Source organism: Paenibacillus massiliensis subsp. panacisoli DSM 21345, assembly GCF_000426545.1.
GTDB lineage: Bacteria > Bacillota > Bacilli > Paenibacillales > Paenibacillaceae > Paenibacillus > Paenibacillus panacisoli.
The window spans coordinates 60,512-76,221 of record NZ_AUFO01000022.1 but is presented as its reverse complement, the minus strand read 5'-3'; the positions used below and the strand labels follow the sequence as shown (position 1 = coordinate 76,221).

Genomic DNA, 15,710 nt, shown 5'->3' with positions numbered 1-15,710 from the left:
ATTTACCCGAGAAGATGCTCTTGCTCCGTCACCAGTTGGACTTGAATATTGAATGGGTCCTTGGCGAACCACTTGCCAGCCTGCTCGCTTACCTGATAGCCTCCCTGACGAAGTCTATCCAGCACAGCCTGTCGCTCATCATCATTCGGCAACACAAGGCTATAGAAGTCAAGTCCGGCAGCATTTTCTGGTACGGGTGGCGCACCCACTCCTGCCCACGTATTCAGACCGATGTGGTGGTGGTAACCGCCTGCGGAAATGAACATGGCCATGGAACCATACATAGCTACAATGTCGAAGCCTAACGTCTGCACGTAAAATTTCTCAGCATTGCCCAGATCGGATACATGGAAATGAACATGTCCGATCGTCGTGCCAGCGGGAAGCCCAGTCCAGGTCTTATCTGACGACTCGTCCAGCAATCCTTGGACATCTACCTGCTCCGTAGCCATAATATAATGGCCATTTTGATCTCTTTTCCAAGTCTCTCTTGGTCGATCTGCATACATTTCAATTCCGTTATTATCCGGATCATTCAGATAGAACGCCTCACTCACGAGGTGATCCCCTTGACCAATCTCCATATTGTGCTTCGCCAGATTCCGAATTGCCAGGCCGAGAGAAGCACGATCAGGTAGAAGGATGGCAAAATGATAGAGACCCGCTCCTGCACGCTCTGGTAAAATTAACGCATCCTTGTGCTCGGTCAGTGTCAGCAATACTGTCTTTCCATCCGCTGTCAATTGGGCAGTCTGACTAGACTCATGCAGTAGTTGGAAGCCAATGACCTCAGTGTAGAACACAATGGAACGCTTCAGATTGCTAACCTTCAGGGCCACCTTGCCAATTCTCGTAGCTGAATGTAATGTTTGGCTCATTAGAACTCCTCTTTTCTCTGATTTTCTACTTCCGGTGATTTTCCAGCGGCTATTATTTCACGACTGGCGTCTAAAGCGGAGCAGAACTCTTAATAATATTAATTGAACGAATTTGTTTTCTGAAGTTTAAGAAGGCTCTTAATCAGTTTCTTACATTAACTTCATAATTAGGCTCTTAATCCGCCTGGTTCTTAAGTTCATCTTAGAAGTGGCTGTTATTCAGCAACTTCCCCTACCCCAGACTTGTCTCTGAACAGCAGGCGATCCACTGCGAACGCAGTAGCTGGAGCGAACATGAGATGCAAGGCAATCAGCAGATAAGCGATATCCAGTTCATACCCGGGCATTTGTCCGTTTCCAAGGAACCCCAGCGGCAGCTTCACTGAGATGATGGCTCCCAGCATAATGAGAATAAATCCGCCAGATACCACACGCGTCAGCAAGCCCAGAATGAGTGCTATTCCTCCGGCCACCTCAGCTGAAGCGACAATATAGGCGAAGAAGCCAGGCAATCCGATACTGCCAAAGTAACCTGCCACATTCTCTATGCCTGTCTGGAATTTGTCCAGACCATGGATCAGGAACATGATCCCCAGTCCCACTCGAAGCAATGCAGATACGTACTTGTTCATTTGATTCAATCCCCTTTTGTCCATTTTTTTATTGGCTAATCATTACATTATCCCAACCGTAAGCCAGTCATTCTATGTTGCCTAAAGTAAAAGTCTAAGATTACTTCTGTATAACTATGGCTGATTGGTTATTTGTTATCAATAAATTAACATGTAACAAAAAGTAAGTCAATGATAAAATGTTTTATTGTTTCTATATGTATTCGAATGGCTTCTTCTCACTAACAGGTACTTGTTCAGTTAGTACAAATGCCATCCTGAAACTGAATTAAAAAAACAAAGCCTCACCTACAACAAAAAAACCTCTCCAGACGTGCCATTACAGCCCATACGAAGAGGAATATATACGAGTAATTACCCGAACCAATAGCGCAGGATCATTAGGGTAATGATCCCTGTAATGACTGTTCCAAGCAGGCTTCGGGTGTAGATAGCAACCAACAGCGTCGGAACGGCGGCGAGTACCTTCAGATTGAAGAGCTCAAGCTCACCATCCTTGATCCATATCTCCTGGCCAATCATCGCGGCCATGACAGACACAGGAACGTAATGCAGCCAGCGCATAGCCCACTCAGGCAGTTGGACACGGCTTAACAGCATCAATGGCAGCACACGTGGAATGACGGTGACAAGTGCACTACCCAGAATAATAACGAGCATATATCCACTCACTTCCATCGGCTCATCACCATCCCAACCGTTGCCGCTCCTACCGTAGCAATGATAATAGCCATACTACCTGATACCAGCACACTGGCCCCGACGGCGATCACGATGGCACTCGCTGCGACAATCAGATCCACCAGCAGCTTGGAGCGGCTGGCAATTTGCACAGCTAATATGCCGATGAACATCCCTGTTAATGCAAAATCGAGGCCCCATAGCTCCGGATTGCTAATCCACTGCCCCAGGTAAGCTCCAGCCAGGGTCGCCACGAACCAGTTGAGATAGGCCGTCAGGTTCAGACCATGCATCCACTTCTCGCCGAGCTTCTTATGCTCCGCTGCCTTAATCATAGCTACGCCGAAGGTCTCATCGGTTAACAAGGCGCCCACAAGACCGCTCCTCGCTGCGCTCAAATGCCGAAAATACGGCGAGACCGCCGCGCTCAATAATAAATGCCTGAGGTTCACCAAAAAGACCGTAAGAATTATTGCCGTTGGTGATGTGCTTGCGACCACCATGCCTGAAATAATGAACTGGGCTGAACCGGCATACAGCAGTAGGCTAAGCAGGGCAATCTCCAGGATCGATAGACCAGCTGTCTTGGCAACAACGCCAACTGCGAATCCTATGCTTAAATACCCAAGCAACGTCGGTACACAATCCTTCACTCCCTGAAGGAAGCTGTCTTCCCGAATTGCCATAGTGGGCTTGCTACGTACATTTAACTGCTCCATTCAATCCTCCGCTCCGTTATCAGAATTTATGGGAGAATTATGGAGCAAAATAAAGAATGCGTCAACTCTATTCAAAGTTTAAGCATGTTGCATGATTCGATTAGTATCGCTATAAAGTGCAATTGATAGACGAATAGAACCATTTCGATCTATCTATTGTTGATTGAATATCGCTTGCTGGATTTGCAAAATGCTCAGTTCAAGTAGATTTCCGGTAGCGGGCTCGCTACGGATTCCAGCTCAGAGGACGGGAATGCCAGAGCAGCGTTCGCTGCAATCAGATAACAAGCGGCAGCAGCTAGGATGGCTGTAAGAATGACTGTTTTTCGTTGCTTGAACATACGACATTCATCCCCTTTCATAGGCTTGCCATGACTTGCATAGGCTAAAACTAACGCGGCAATCTACTTTTTCCCGGCATCAATATTCTCAGGTCTCAAGCCTTCCCAGATATTTGGTATATTCGCCTGCTCCGGATGCTCAAATACGAGGAATGCCGTTGGCAGGTAACGCTCTCCATACTCGGAGGAAGGCTTATTGACAATTGCTTCGTTGTGTACAAGCACCGTAGAAGAGCCTCCATCCAGATTCGCCGCAATGACGGCACCCCGCTCCAGCAAAATATTCTGCATGTCATAGAGATCCGCACCAATGCTATAACCTGGCTGTCTTCCGTCAATGATAACGAAGAGTATCGCTCCATCAGCTCGCTGACCCATGGCTGTTCGCGGAGCAATGCCCCACCCTTCTGCATGATTACGGATCAGACCTTTGCCATTCACGATCAGCCTTGGCTGAAAGGTTACAGCCTCCTGAACCTCCATCCGGTTCAATTCTTCCAGAGAATAGTGCCCTGCGATCATCTTGCCCTGCTTATCGATTCCGACGATCTGGGTAGAAGCCTTCTTACCCAAGCCGTTATAAAATAACTTCCCTTGAGAAATGACAACACCAATCGGCTTGAAGCCATTGCCTTTCCAGTTAGGATCTGCAAAGCCACCACCATTCACTCCAGCCACGGCACCCAGACGCTTGACCATGCTGGATACCTTCTCGCCTTTACCCTGCTGTGCCGGGACACCTAATCTGATCTTGGTAGGATCGTGGACCGTCATTACGAAGCCGTGATAGCTCTTGCCGGATACTTCCTCAATCTCTATTAGCGGCTGCTCCTCTTGTACGGCTGCAACAGGTATTGCAGGAGTCTGAATCGTATGATGATCCGTCTCTTCGCCCATTTGCTCGAATCTGGCCTGGTATTCAGCCACTCTTTTATCCAGCTCGTCCTGTCCAATAATGTACTTGGCCCAGTGTCGATGCTGAGTGGTTATAAGCGTATCCGCTATACGGTAACGGAACTCCTCACCTGAGGATGTGAACATGAGCCAGCCGCCGCCTGTTAGACCAGCTATGAGGAAGAAGACGAGGACATGTAGCGTGGCTTTTCGCAGCCGTCTTCGTTGCTGTCGTCTGCCAGATTGTCGTCGAACAGACCTGTTGGGTAAGGGACGCTCACTCACCCTGATCATCTCCTTATGCTCGTTCTACACGATTGTTGGATTGAATGCATAATGACGAAATGTGCAATAATTACGCCTATCATAAACTAATATAATTGGCGGAAAGTTTCATTTTTTTAACATAATTGATACCTTTTCTTTCAGAAGCAAAAGAAAAGTCGAAGGTGAGCGCTTCCTGCGAAGCCTTCCTTCGACTATGTTAGTCCGGGATGCATCCTATTCGATTCAGAAGGTAATGAAGAGAAGTAACCGTGAGATACATGATGCCTTGCTTGCAAGATTTATTTTGCTCACTGAATTGGAAGCAGACTCTATATATCACTGTTCTTGCTTTTGTAGCTTCTGCTGTCGGCATTTCACAGCAGCCTGCTCAACAGCTCGAATAATTCCGCTATAGCCTGTGCAACGGCATAGATTGCCGTATAACGCTTCTTCAATGTCTGCTTTCACGGGGCTCGGGTTCTGATCAAGCAGTGCTTTGGTGGACAGAATCATACCCGGTGTACAATAACCGCACTGAAAGCCACCCTCTTCCACAAAGGCTTCCTGGATCGGATGAAGAATAGCCTTCTTTCCTTGGATAGCGATAACGCTCGTGTTCATCTTCTGATCGTCTTCTGCTGTTGAATCTTTGGCAATGGCTCGGTCAGCACAGTCTTCTGAACCTAATCCTTCTATAGTCACGATGCTGCGGTCCTGACACTGATAAGCCATGAGCAGGCAGGAATTCATTGCGACCCCGTCGATCAATACCATGCATGCTCCACATCGTCCAATCTCACAGGAAATCTTCGTTCCTGTTTGTTGCAGATCTGTACGTAGTATATCGATCAAACGGCGAGAAGGAGCTACCGCAAGCTCGATCTGACGGCCATTCAGCTCTGCTCTCCATAGATACGCTTGCTCACTCATCCCCACTTCACTCCTTTCTCCTGCCCTATGAGCGAATCAAGAGGTCTCATGAGCAGCTCCCTTCTGACTGGCAGGTGCTTCACTCGCACACCTGTAGCTTGATATATAGCCTCAGCAATCGCAGGAGCCAGCGCCACTGATCCGACCTCACCTACACCACGTGGTCCGTAAGGATCGCCCTCCGGCAGCGCTTCAATCGCCTCTACCTCCAGCGAGCTGTGGATGTCCCGCACCGTCGGAATGATATACGTATCCAGATTCGGTGTTGCATAGCGGCCTTGTGTCATAACCGCATCCTCTGTCAAAGTGAAGCCCAGTGCCATGACACTACCGCCCTCGATTTGTCCCAAATATCCCATGGGATTCATAACTGGCCCCGCAGCTACGATATGACGGGTATCCTGTAGCTTGGCTTCGCCAGTCAACAGATTCACTTCCACCTCTGCGATGACGGCTGCATACGTATATAGAAAATGGCCGCCCATGACCGCATCTGGTGTAGTCGGATAATCGAACCGTGTATCGAACACAAGGGGCTCCGTCGCAGCTGCCACAATCTCTGCATAAGTCACGCGTGGACGTAACCGTGTCGCAGCCATGCGCCTGTATTCCTCCACCTGCCATACACCTCCGGGTCCCGTAACCAGCTGCTCTGGAATAATGCCTGTCAAGGCTGAAGCAATCCCCACGATTTGCTTCAGGAAAGGGTCCTTCAGTCGCTGCAGGGCCATCCATGCCATCGTCGTAGACCGCGAAGCTGTACTTGACCCGCTGTGCGGCACGAGGTCTGTATCCCCAATGATGATGCTAAGATCCGAGGCGGAGCAGTTGAACAGGTCCATCAGCATCATTTCGAGCGTAGCCACCAATCCTTGACCGAATTCCTCGTAGCTGAAGGCCACCTCAATAAGCCCCTTTTCGGTAAGTGACAGTCGGCCACCTGCTGGATCAGGTAGTCCATAGCCCAGTCCTGCTCCATGCATGGCTAGAGAGGCGCCGATCCCCCGACGTATCCATGGTAGACGCTTCTCTTCCTCTATACTACCTCTCCTGCTCTGCCACAGCGAAGAGCTCTCTACGGCTTCCCACACCTGAGCTAGCCCCTCCGTCTCCAGTATTCGTTGCTCCAAGGGGCCTGGGTCACTGCTACTCCGCATGTTCCTGCGCCTGAATTCCCAAGGGTCCATGCTCAGAAGAGCAGCAAGTCGATCCATCTGTCCTTCTACGGCGAATATAGTCTGATTACCCCCGAAACCTCTGAACTCGCCTGCTACACCATTATTCGTGTATACAGCCATTCCTTCTACATCCACATGCGGAATGCTGTAAGGCCCGAGACAGTGCTCTGTCGCAAAATTCAATACGGGAGCGCCCAATGTCGCATATGCTCCGGTATCCGACATCATTCTTACCCGATGGGCAACCAAGTAGCCTTGTTCATCCGTACCTGTCATCATCTCGATCTTCATTGGGTGTCGCTTGAGTCCTGCCCGGACAGATTCCTTACGTGAGTTATGAAATTTCACTGGACGACCACAATGCAGGGCAAGCAGCGCACCGTATGGCTGTACATTCAACTCGTCCTTTCCACCAAAGGAGCCCCCAATCGGACTGGAAATGACCCGAATCGCTTCCTCGGGCAGGGCAAGAATGCGGGATAGCTGCATTCGATCCTTGTAGCCGTGCTGAGTGGCAGCATACACCGTAAGTCTGCCATCCTCCTCAGGAACGAAGAGGCCTCCCTCCAGCTCCATGTAGGTATGCATTTGGCGCGGGGTATAATATGTTTCCTTTACAACATGCACACACTCCGCAAAAGCGGCCTCAGCATCGCCACGCTTCACCTCAGTACGGTGTAGTACGTTGCCTTGGGGATGTAGCTTCGGTGCCTGCTCTTCCAGTGCCGCTTCGGGCGAATCCACAACCGGCAATTCCTCGTAGCTGACCTTGATCAGTGCCAGAGCTGCTTCCGCCAGCTCAGGCGTGTCTGCTGCAACAGCAGCTATCGCGTCTCCTGTATATCTGACCAGATCCTCACAGAAGACGGGCTGGTCTGGTGTGGCGATGCCAAATCGATTCAGACCGGGTACATCCCGCCAGGTAAGGACTGCACGTACACCGTCGAGACGTAGCGCAGCTTCCAGATCAACGGCTACAATTCTGGCATGTGGATATTCACTTCGTAGCACACGACCATACAGCATATCCGGATGGGATAGGTCGGTCAGATATGAAAGACGGCCTGTGACCTTCTCAGGTCCGTCAGGCCGCTTATACCAGCGTGTGCCGCTGTTCTCACGATTCAGCAACATTCGGCTCACTCCTTTGCTTTGTGAATACTCTCCATGCTCTCAAATAATCCAGCGGTAAGCAGATTGGCGGCAAGACTGCTTCGGTATTCGGCTGTAGCGAACACATCTGTATTCGCCGCAAATTCCTCTTGTATCGTTCGTGCAAGTTTACCGTAATCTGTCATCCATGGCTGCATGGATAACAGTAATTCCTCCGAGCGAGGGAGTCTTGCTGGGATACATGCACCGCCACCAGCCGCCAGAGCAGCCGATATCCACTTTCCTGCCCGAATCCTGGACTCCCTCAAAAGCAACGCTCACAAGGGCAGGGGTGAAAGCCGCTCTTCTGCCTACTTTTTTGAAAAAGCTCACTTGGGGTCCAGCCACTCGCGGGATATGCGCGGCACATAGAACAGCTTCACGATCAATGCCATTGCTACGGGCGCTATCTAACCAATCCCTAAGAGATTGTCTTATGAAGCTCTCCTGCCCGAGCCATTCCAATTCGGCATTCATAACCAGCAGAGCTGGCAGAGCATCGCCAACCGTAGATACAATGTTACCGCCGAGCGTGGCTAAATTCCGAATAGAAGGGGCAGCAATATGACGAACTGCCTCTGACAGTAGCGGCGCACATTCTACAACGGCTGTATTGCTGATACAATCCTTCAGTCGTGTCATCGCACCGATGCGTAGAGCACGTTCTTGTTCAGAGATTCCGTGCAGCTGTTCAAGCGCATCCAAGCCGATCAGGTTGGATGGGACAGGCACTGCGCCCCCTTCCCATTGGGTCCGTAGCAGGGTTCCTCCTGCCACGATAGTTGCCCCGACACCCAATACTGATCTGGTATGCAGCAACTCCTCCTGTGTCGTTGGCAAGCTCACAGTCGGCTGGCTCATTGAAGGAGAGATCGAGTGGCTATTCATTTGCAAGACTCATCACCCTCCTCTCTTGTTCTCGAAGGTGCATGAGCGCCGTCTCCGTATCTGCATCCATGAACAGATCAGCAGAGTAGTCACAATAGATACCTCTGTATCTAGCGCTCTTGAGCAGTATGCCTGCACCACAGTCTCCCTGTAGCTGTCGCACTGCCTCATACATGGTGGATGTCAATATAACCGGGGGCTGGGGGGAGGCTCCGTTACGGGCAGCAATATAATCGAAGCTCTGCTCTGGTCGAGTGGAATTGTGGAGATCATAATAAAGCTGTAATAATGCATCCAGACTACTCGCCTGCATGAAAGGCTGATCAGCCAGCAAAATCATAATCGCTTGCGCTCCTCGACGAATAGCCCCTTCCAGTCCACATTGCAGGGAAGCAGACATGCCCGTGTCAGCCTTTGTACAATGTAGATATTCTGCTCTGTCTTGTCGGAGTGCTTCATCGAAGATGGATGTAAGCCAATCTGGCTGGGAGCATTGCCGTCCCACTACAAGCACATGGTCAAGCCGTGAATTCAGGGCAGTATCTACTACTCTTGCTCCGATCGAACGACCATCCAGCAGTAGCTCCGCCAGCTTGTCACGACCCAGTCGCGAACTTTGGCCGGCTGCCAGAATCACTCCGGTGACGCTCATAATACCACCCCTCCTTCAAGGACTGTGACTGCGCCTTGGCTGTTCCCCTTCGAATCGCAATCAACTCAGCCATGATGCTGACAGCAATCTCCTCCGGTCCATCTGAGCCAATGGAGAGCCCAACAGGAGAATGCAAATTCAAGAATGTGGGCAATCCCTCCAGCAAGCGTGCTGTTCTTCCCTTCGTTCCCATAATGCCGATGTACGCACATGTGCTCTCTGCCAGCAGCTCTAGCAGCTCACGCTCACGCTGATATTGATGGCTCATGAGGAGCACAAAATCCGTCTCCATGATACGAAGCTGTCCATACAATAATTCCTGTGGGAAGCCATGGATCAGATCAGCTCCTGCAAAATTCTCTGCAGTTAGCCGCGCTGTCCTCCAATCCGCCATAACTACACGGAAGCCTGTGGCAAGAGCCAGCTTACATACGGGCTCCGCATCAGGTCCAGCACCGAAGATCACAAGGCGTGGCTGGGGTCGATAAGTCCGCACATAGCTATCAGGCCAAGGCTGATGCTCAGTATGTGCGAGCATCTGCTCATGGCTATTGTCTACATGAATTGCAGCCAATGATGCCAAATTGCCTGACGCAACTAGCCCATTATCAATAGCATGCCCGGCAATTTCCAGCCTATATTCTGCGCACTCGGCAAGCCAATCGTAGGTACGTGTGAGGATAACATGGTGTCCTTTTCCAAACAGATCAACCATCGTCTCCATGGCCATCTGGAGCTGCTGCACGACTGGCTCAAGCACCAGATGCATCAGTCCACCACAGCCGACATGCTCACCCCAGGACAGATCGTCCACAGGTCTCATATCATAGGGAACTTTGGCAATTTTCCCTGTGGACAGTACCTCGCAGACCCGTTCCCGAAGATCCTCCTCTATACAGCCGGGACTAATGCTCCCCCAGACTCCCCCATCTTCCCCGAGCAGCATGGAAGCCCCTTCTTTGCGGTACGCATGACCCTCAACATATACGGCTGTTACTAGCACCTTTCGTTCTCCGCCTTTGACAGCATGAACACATAATTCCGCCATATCCATACGAGGCTTCCTCCCTTCAGCGTGGTATGCACCTTGGCTTCACTTGGCTGCGCGAGCTTATATAGTTCGTAATAATCTCTAGAGCCAACGGTTCAGAACTTGCAACAATCCCATGAATGTCCATCAGTTCACATCAAGTAGAAACGAAAATTACATTGTACGTATCAACCTCGCAATGGATTTATCCGCCTCCTGCAATACGATGCCCCGATCTATGGTTGTCACCATACGATTCTCAAACACTACAGCTCCGTCAATAATAACGGTGTCCATATTGCTCCGGGTAGTGGAATAGACGATGCGGGAGTAAATGTCTGTATCATACGATGGGTATGTGTGATAGTCATCCAGATCCAGCAAGATCATATCGGCCTTCTTCCCAGCCTCCAGGCTGCCGATCTCTTTGGCCATACCCAGCACCTCAGCTCCGCCCATCGTTGCCATTCTCAGGACAGTACGTGCATCCATTGCCGTTGGACCATGTGGAATCTTCTGAATGAGCGCAGTCAGGCGCATTTCCTGGAACATATCCAGATTGTTATTGCAGGGTGCTCCGTCGGCACCAAGTCCGACATGAATATGGCGGTTCAGCAGATCAGGAATATCCGCAATGCCTGAGGAAAGCTTCAGATTGGAGCCCGGGCAATGAGTCACCTTCACCCCGCGTTTACGAATGATCTCCTTCTCCTCCTCACTCAGCCAGATGCAATGCGCCAGAATTAGTCTTGAATGAGCCAGACCAATATGATCCAGGTAAATAATATTTCTCATACCGCGCTCGGATTCAACTAGCGCAATCTCGCCCTGATTCTCTGAAGCATGCGTATGCACCCGCACATGATACTGTGCTGACAGGTCACGTACCTCGGTCAGAAGCTGCTCAGTACAGGACACTACGAATCTTGGACAGAAGGCATACTGGATACGTCCACCGCCAAAGCCATTCCATTTCTCCAGCAGGTCTACACTTTGCTGAATGGAATCCTCTGTGCGCTCACGTAGCGGGAGGGGCACCTCATCTCCATGATCCATCATCACCTTGCCGGAGATAATTCGTATGCCGCTCTGGGCCATGGCCTGAAATGCAGATTCGGTGTGATGCACCGTCTCCATATCCAGCACTGTAGTGGTCCCGCTTGATATTAGCTCTCCTATGCCTAGCAGAGCCGAGTAATAGACGGATTCCTCATCGTGAGCAGCCTCCAGCGGCCAGATTCTTTGGCGAAGCCAATCCATCAGCTCCATATCGTCTGCGCGCCCGCGAAACAGGGTCTGACACAGATGAATGTGCGTCTGCACAAAGCCTGGCAGCAGTACTTTGCCGCGAGCATCAATGACACGATCAGCTTGTGCTTCAATATGTGGACCAATCTCCTTAATTACCTGATTCTCTATAAGAACGTCGCCAATGAATACCTCCTCTTCGGCATTCATGGTAACGATCTGTGCTCTCTGTATTAAAATACTCCCCATATGTGCTCCCCCTCTAATGCTTACCTTGATACACATCCAGCGCTGCCTGTACAGCTTCTCCCGCTGGTGCACGATATCCACTTCGAATCAATACTGCCTCCAGTGCTCCAAGCGTATGCAGCACATTTGTCTGCCTACAGCTATAGCCCATCGTTCCGATTCTCCAGATTTTCCCTCGTAATGGCCCAAATGAGCTAGCAATTTCGATCCCGAAATCATGAAGCAGCATCGAGCGCACCTGCTCCCCATCGATTCCCACTGGAATATGGACACAGGTCACTACAGTAAGCTTGCTCGCAACATTCCCGTACAGTTGCAGGCCCAATGCCTGAAGTCCGGCCATCAGCGCTGCTTCATGCAGCCGGTGTCTGGCAAAGCGTGCCTCCAGCCCTTCATCCAGAATAATCCGCAAGCCCTCATACAATGCATAGAGCATGTTGGTCGCTTCTGTATGATGATTCAGGCGCGCTGGACTCCAGTAATCCTGAAGCTGGCTCAGATCGAGATAATTGCTCTGAATGGGGCGACACTTGATTGGGTCCGTTACCGTTAGTGCCACCTTAGCGTCCTCAATCGGACCTCGCAGCCCCCGTTCCACTCGCTTCCGTGCCTGAATCCGCTGCTCTGCGCGCTCATTATAGGTTAGGGGGGCCATTCCTGCCGGGACAGACAAACATTTCTGTGTTCCTCCCATAACTGCATCAAGCTTCCAATCGTCGGTCTCGACTGGCACCCCTCCAATGGTAGCCACAGCATCCACCACAAGTAAAATGTCCATCTCCCGGCAAGCTGCACCGATCTCAGCGAGCGGCTGTATTTGGCCCGTAGAGGTCTCGCCATGCACCATGGCCACTAGATCCAGCCTTACTCGCTTGGCCTCCTGAATGATATCTTCGGGGTCAAAGACCCCTCCCCAGTCCCGCTCCAGGATACAGACTTCCGCTCCACAGCGCTCGGCAAGTTCCACCAGCAGATGACCGAAGCGTCCAAAAATAGGAACCAGCACCTTGTCTCCCGGACGGATCAGACTGGTTAGGACCGCCTCAATGCCTGAGCGTGATGTGCCATCTACCGGGTAGCACCACTGGTTGTTCGTCTGATATATCATGCGCAGCATCTCCATCGTCTGGTTCATCAACGCTGTGAATTCCGGGTCAAATTGCCCCAAAATCGGATAAGACATAGCCCTTAGCACTCGTGGATCTACCTCTACGGGACCTGGAGTCATTATTGTCCGCGGTGATGGAGAAAGCTCTCTGTAACTACTCAAGCGCCTGCACCCCCGTAACCTAGTTCATATAATGCTGATGCTAGTACGCTGTAGCCTAATATTAAATGCTCGGGGGACGTGTATTCGTCCGGGCTGTGGCTAATGCCTCCACGACTTGGTACGAAAATCATGGCCGTAGGGCAGACATGCCGGAACATCTGTGCATCATGACCCGCACCACTAGTCATTACGCGGAAAGCCAATTGCTTGCTGTGGCACACTGCTATCAGAGAGTCCATCAGTTGGCGGCCCATGGGTACAGCAGCTGCATCCAGTGTCTGAATGCTGACGAAGCTGACCTCATCTTCCTCTGCCACTACTGAAAATTGTCGCAGTAGCTCTCTGCTATGCCGCTGCAGCTCCGCATCCTCTGCATGGCGAATGTCTAGTGTGAATTCAGCTCCACCCGGAATGACGTTTGGGGTTCCTGGCGTTACAGAGATACTCCCTACAGTAGCTACCAGTCCATCGTCAGCCTCCAGTGCATACGATTGGGCGGCTACAATCATCCGGGCGGCACAAGTCAGGGCATCCTTTCGATGGCCCATCGGTGTCGTTCCTGCATGATTCGCCTCGCCATGGAGCTGGATGCGATACCGCTGCTGAGCGACAATCGCCGATACAATGCCGATCGGAATGTTGGATCGCTCCAGCACGGAGCCCTGTTCAATGTGCAGTTCCAGGTAAGCACCCAGTTTCCTCGCGGGCTCAGCATATGAACTATCAGGCCCAAAGCCACATTCTCTTGCAGCCTCCAGCATGCTGATGCCTTCACGATCCGGGAGCAGGCCAACATCCTCCCAGCGGACACGCCCAGCGATACTTCCGGAGCCCCAGTAAGCGGTAGGGAATCGACTACCCTCCTCCTCGCAAAGCGCGACTACCTCCAGTGTTCTGGTTGGTTTACCATATTGCTCCTTCAGCTCGATCAGTGCCAGCAGGCCAGCTACAATACCTAAAGCACCGTCGTAATCTCCGCCTGATGTCACCGTGTCCACATGGGAGCCTGTTACAATTGGAGCCAGATCTGGATCTGTTCCTTGAAGTCTGCCAGTAAGGTTACCTGCACGATCAAAAAACACCTCCAATCCAGCCTCCTTCATCCATGTCATAAGCTTCTGCTGTGCGGACAGCCATGATCTCGTATAAAGAAGACGCGTAACTCCCCCAGTATCATCTCGACCAATATCCGCCAATTCCTGAAGCAGCTCAATCAGTTGGGGACCATAAGTCTGTCGTTCTTCATGTCCATTGAGTGAGGATACTGCTTGCTCATGAGCCTCACGCATAACGTTCCTCCCTTGGATCAACCCCAGCCATCCTGGGCTTTAACCAGCTTCCTGACCGACTCTCGCTAACCCCATGCTGCTTGTCATATACCTGATTCCCCCGGCAAAAGGTAGCCGCAATCGAGCATGGAAACGTGTGATTCAAATAAGGACTCTGTACATGGGTATAAAGAAGCTCCTGAGCCGTTAACGTAAAAGCCTTGTTGAAATCTACCAAGGCAAAATCAGCGTCCTTGCCAATCTCAATACTTCCCTTGCGGTCGTCCAGCCCCATTCTGGAGGCAGGTGCCAAGGCAACGAGTCTAGCAATCTGTGGCAGTGAGAGGCCTCTGGCGAGATATCCCTCCTCCAGCATGAGCAACAGTGTACTCTGAGCGCCGGAGATTCCGCCCCAAATCTCGAACATATCATCAGATTGCTTCAGCGACGGTGGGCATGGTGAATGATCCGACGCAATGATATCCACTGAACCATGGAGCAATGCATTCCACAGCCGCTCCCGGTTATCCGCGCTTCGCAGCGGCGGAGCACATTTGGCCACAGCTCCGAGACGATCAGCATCCTCATTGGTGAGCAGCAAATAATGAGGGCAAGTCTCCGTACTGACATCCATCCCACTGGCCTTGGCTGCATCAATCAGCTCCAAAGCCTCTGGTGTGCTTATATGAACAAAATGTAGCCGACAGCCCGTATGTTTTGCGTATAGCAAAGCACGACTAACGGCCTCCACCTCAGCGATTACAGGTCTGGATTCAATATAATCCTGCATGCCCATACGCCCTTGCTGCCGTATTGAAGCCGTAGACGCCTGCACAATATCTTCACTCTCTGCATGCAAGGCCAGTAGACCGCCTATTGCGGCAATCTTTTTCATCCCCTCCAGCAGCGTAAGCTCATTCGAGCGTGCGAAGATCCCTTCGCCCTCGCCACCAGGATCGGACATAAATGCCTTGAAGCCGACGACCCCTGCCGCTGCCAGCTCATCCAATGTCTCGATATTGCCCGGAACAAGCCCGCCCCATAAAGCATAATCCACACAAGAGCGCTCCTGTGCTCGTGCAAGCTTCAGGTTCAGCGCCTCTCTGTTCACCGTTGGAGGAACTCCATTTAGCGGCATATCCACATATGTTGTGCATCCGCCAGCTGCGAGAGCTGCAGAGCCTGCTTCGAAGCCTTCCCAGCTCTCCAGACCAGGCTCGTTGAAATGCACATGGATATCGACCGCCCCAGGAAGTATGGTCAGCCCTGCTGCATCAAAGACCGTCGTTTCCTCTGCAATGTGTTCAAGGTGACCTATAGCAGCTATTTTGCCATCCTTCACAGCGATATCTGCCTCTATGCATACCTCTGGTAGCACAACCATACCGTGTCTGATTACCAGATCGAATTGTCCATGTCCTGTCATTGCGAAT

Annotated in this window: 16 protein-coding genes; all 16 read right to left on the bottom strand. The window is 51.2% G+C overall.

Annotated elements, in window-relative coordinates:
• Positions 1-2: 2 nt before the first annotated feature.
• On the bottom strand, positions 3-878 hold the full coding sequence (locus K331_RS0118040; RefSeq protein ID WP_028591403.1) for a VOC family protein: 876 nt from the start codon (positions 876-878) through the stop codon (positions 3-5).
• Between the two features lie 215 nt (positions 879-1,093).
• Positions 1,094-1,510 carry a DoxX family protein gene (locus K331_RS0118035; protein WP_208115150.1) on the bottom strand — a complete coding sequence of 139 codons (417 nt, stop codon included), beginning with the start codon at positions 1,508-1,510 and terminating at the stop codon, positions 1,094-1,096.
• Positions 1,511-1,864: 354 nt separating this feature from the next.
• On the bottom strand, positions 1,865-2,188 hold the full coding sequence (locus tag K331_RS0118030; protein ID WP_028591401.1) for an AzlD domain-containing protein: 324 nt from the start codon (positions 2,186-2,188) through the stop codon (positions 1,865-1,867).
• Positions 2,179-2,910: an AzlC family ABC transporter permease gene (locus K331_RS0118025; protein ID WP_028591400.1), complete on the bottom strand. Its 732-nt coding sequence runs from the start codon at positions 2,908-2,910 to the stop codon at positions 2,179-2,181. Before K331_RS0118025 ends, K331_RS0118030 begins: the two co-directional genes overlap by 10 nt.
• A 194-nt stretch (positions 2,911-3,104) precedes the next feature.
• Complete coding sequence (locus tag K331_RS31960) at positions 3,105-3,251, bottom strand: hypothetical protein (protein ID WP_156897683.1); 147 nt, start codon at positions 3,249-3,251, stop codon at positions 3,105-3,107.
• 63 nt (positions 3,252-3,314) lie between these two features.
• Positions 3,315-4,439 (bottom strand): phosphodiester glycosidase family protein, encoded by a 1,125-nt coding sequence (locus tag K331_RS0118015; protein WP_036635249.1) that lies wholly within the window; start codon positions 4,437-4,439, stop codon positions 3,315-3,317.
• Between the two features lie 309 nt (positions 4,440-4,748).
• Positions 4,749-5,342 carry a (2Fe-2S)-binding protein gene (locus K331_RS0118010; RefSeq protein WP_028591398.1) on the bottom strand — a complete coding sequence of 198 codons (594 nt, stop codon included), beginning with the start codon at positions 5,340-5,342 and terminating at the stop codon, positions 4,749-4,751.
• The gene (pucD, locus tag K331_RS0118005; RefSeq protein WP_028591397.1) at positions 5,339-7,654 is read right to left on the bottom strand and encodes a xanthine dehydrogenase subunit D; all 2,316 of its coding nucleotides are present in this window, start codon (positions 7,652-7,654) and stop codon (positions 5,339-5,341) included. The genes K331_RS0118010 and pucD overlap by 4 nt, the downstream gene beginning before the upstream one ends.
• Positions 7,655-7,659: 5 nt before the next feature.
• Positions 7,660-7,872 carry a hypothetical protein gene (locus K331_RS32275; RefSeq protein ID WP_264177761.1) on the bottom strand — a complete coding sequence of 71 codons (213 nt, stop codon included), beginning with the start codon at positions 7,870-7,872 and terminating at the stop codon, positions 7,660-7,662.
• The gene (locus K331_RS0117995) at positions 7,802-8,560 is read right to left on the bottom strand and encodes an FAD binding domain-containing protein (protein WP_226383631.1); all 759 of its coding nucleotides are present in this window, start codon (positions 8,558-8,560) and stop codon (positions 7,802-7,804) included. The genes K331_RS32275 and K331_RS0117995 overlap by 71 nt, the downstream gene beginning before the upstream one ends.
• Complete coding sequence (locus K331_RS0117990) at positions 8,553-9,212, bottom strand: nucleotidyltransferase family protein (RefSeq protein WP_028591395.1); 660 nt, start codon at positions 9,210-9,212, stop codon at positions 8,553-8,555. The genes K331_RS0117995 and K331_RS0117990 overlap by 8 nt, the downstream gene beginning before the upstream one ends.
• The gene (locus tag K331_RS0117985) at positions 9,157-10,266 is read right to left on the bottom strand and encodes an XdhC family protein (RefSeq protein WP_028591394.1); all 1,110 of its coding nucleotides are present in this window, start codon (positions 10,264-10,266) and stop codon (positions 9,157-9,159) included. The genes K331_RS0117990 and K331_RS0117985 overlap by 56 nt, the downstream gene beginning before the upstream one ends.
• Before the next feature lie 150 nt (positions 10,267-10,416).
• The gene (locus K331_RS0117980; RefSeq protein WP_028591393.1) at positions 10,417-11,739 is read right to left on the bottom strand and encodes a 5'-deoxyadenosine deaminase; all 1,323 of its coding nucleotides are present in this window, start codon (positions 11,737-11,739) and stop codon (positions 10,417-10,419) included.
• A 13-nt stretch (positions 11,740-11,752) separates the two neighbouring features.
• Positions 11,753-13,009, bottom strand: a complete 1,257-nt coding sequence (locus K331_RS0117975) for a pyridoxal-phosphate-dependent aminotransferase family protein (protein ID WP_028591392.1) — start codon at positions 13,007-13,009, stop codon at positions 11,753-11,755.
• Positions 13,006-14,298, bottom strand: coding sequence for a M20 family metallo-hydrolase (locus tag K331_RS0117970; protein WP_084165508.1), 1,293 nt, complete (start codon positions 14,296-14,298; stop codon positions 13,006-13,008). Before K331_RS0117970 ends, K331_RS0117975 begins: the two co-directional genes overlap by 4 nt.
• On the bottom strand, positions 14,291-15,703 hold the full coding sequence (locus tag K331_RS0117965) for an allantoinase (protein WP_028591390.1): 1,413 nt from the start codon (positions 15,701-15,703) through the stop codon (positions 14,291-14,293). The genes K331_RS0117970 and K331_RS0117965 overlap by 8 nt, the downstream gene beginning before the upstream one ends.
• Between the last annotated feature and the right edge of the window lie 7 nt (positions 15,704-15,710).

Bases quoted from the DNA above. Each gene is read 5' to 3' on its own strand.
- K331_RS31960 (WP_156897683.1), bottom strand. From the start codon at position 3,251: ATGTTCAAGCAACGAAAAACAGTCATTCTTACAGCCATCCTAGCTGCT.
- K331_RS0118025 (WP_028591400.1), bottom strand. From the start codon at position 2,910: ATGGAGCAGTTAAATGTACGTAGCAAGCCCACTATGGCAATTCGGGAA.
- K331_RS0117980 (WP_028591393.1), bottom strand. From the start codon at position 11,739: ATGGGGAGTATTTTAATACAGAGAGCACAGATCGTTACCATGAATGCC.
- pucD (WP_028591397.1), bottom strand. From the start codon at position 7,654: ATGTTGCTGAATCGTGAGAACAGCGGCACACGCTGGTATAAGCGGCCT.
- K331_RS0118010 (WP_028591398.1), bottom strand. From the start codon at position 5,342: ATGAGTGAGCAAGCGTATCTATGGAGAGCAGAGCTGAATGGCCGTCAG.
- K331_RS0118015 (WP_036635249.1), bottom strand. From the start codon at position 4,439: ATGATCAGGGTGAGTGAGCGTCCCTTACCCAACAGGTCTGTTCGACGA.
- K331_RS0117995 (WP_226383631.1), bottom strand. From the start codon at position 8,560: ATGAATAGCCACTCGATCTCTCCTTCAATGAGCCAGCCGACTGTGAGC.
- K331_RS0118035 (WP_208115150.1), bottom strand. From the start codon at position 1,510: ATGAACAAGTACGTATCTGCATTGCTTCGAGTGGGACTGGGGATCATG.
- K331_RS0117965 (WP_028591390.1), bottom strand. From the start codon at position 15,703: ATGACAGGACATGGACAATTCGATCTGGTAATCAGACACGGTATGGTT.
- K331_RS0118030 (WP_028591401.1), bottom strand. From the start codon at position 2,188: ATGGAAGTGAGTGGATATATGCTCGTTATTATTCTGGGTAGTGCACTT.
- K331_RS0117990 (WP_028591395.1), bottom strand. From the start codon at position 9,212: ATGAGCGTCACCGGAGTGATTCTGGCAGCCGGCCAAAGTTCGCGACTG.
- K331_RS0118040 (WP_028591403.1), bottom strand. From the start codon at position 878: ATGAGCCAAACATTACATTCAGCTACGAGAATTGGCAAGGTGGCCCTG.
- K331_RS0117985 (WP_028591394.1), bottom strand. From the start codon at position 10,266: ATGGATATGGCGGAATTATGTGTTCATGCTGTCAAAGGCGGAGAACGA.
- K331_RS0117970 (WP_084165508.1), bottom strand. From the start codon at position 14,298: ATGCGTGAGGCTCATGAGCAAGCAGTATCCTCACTCAATGGACATGAA.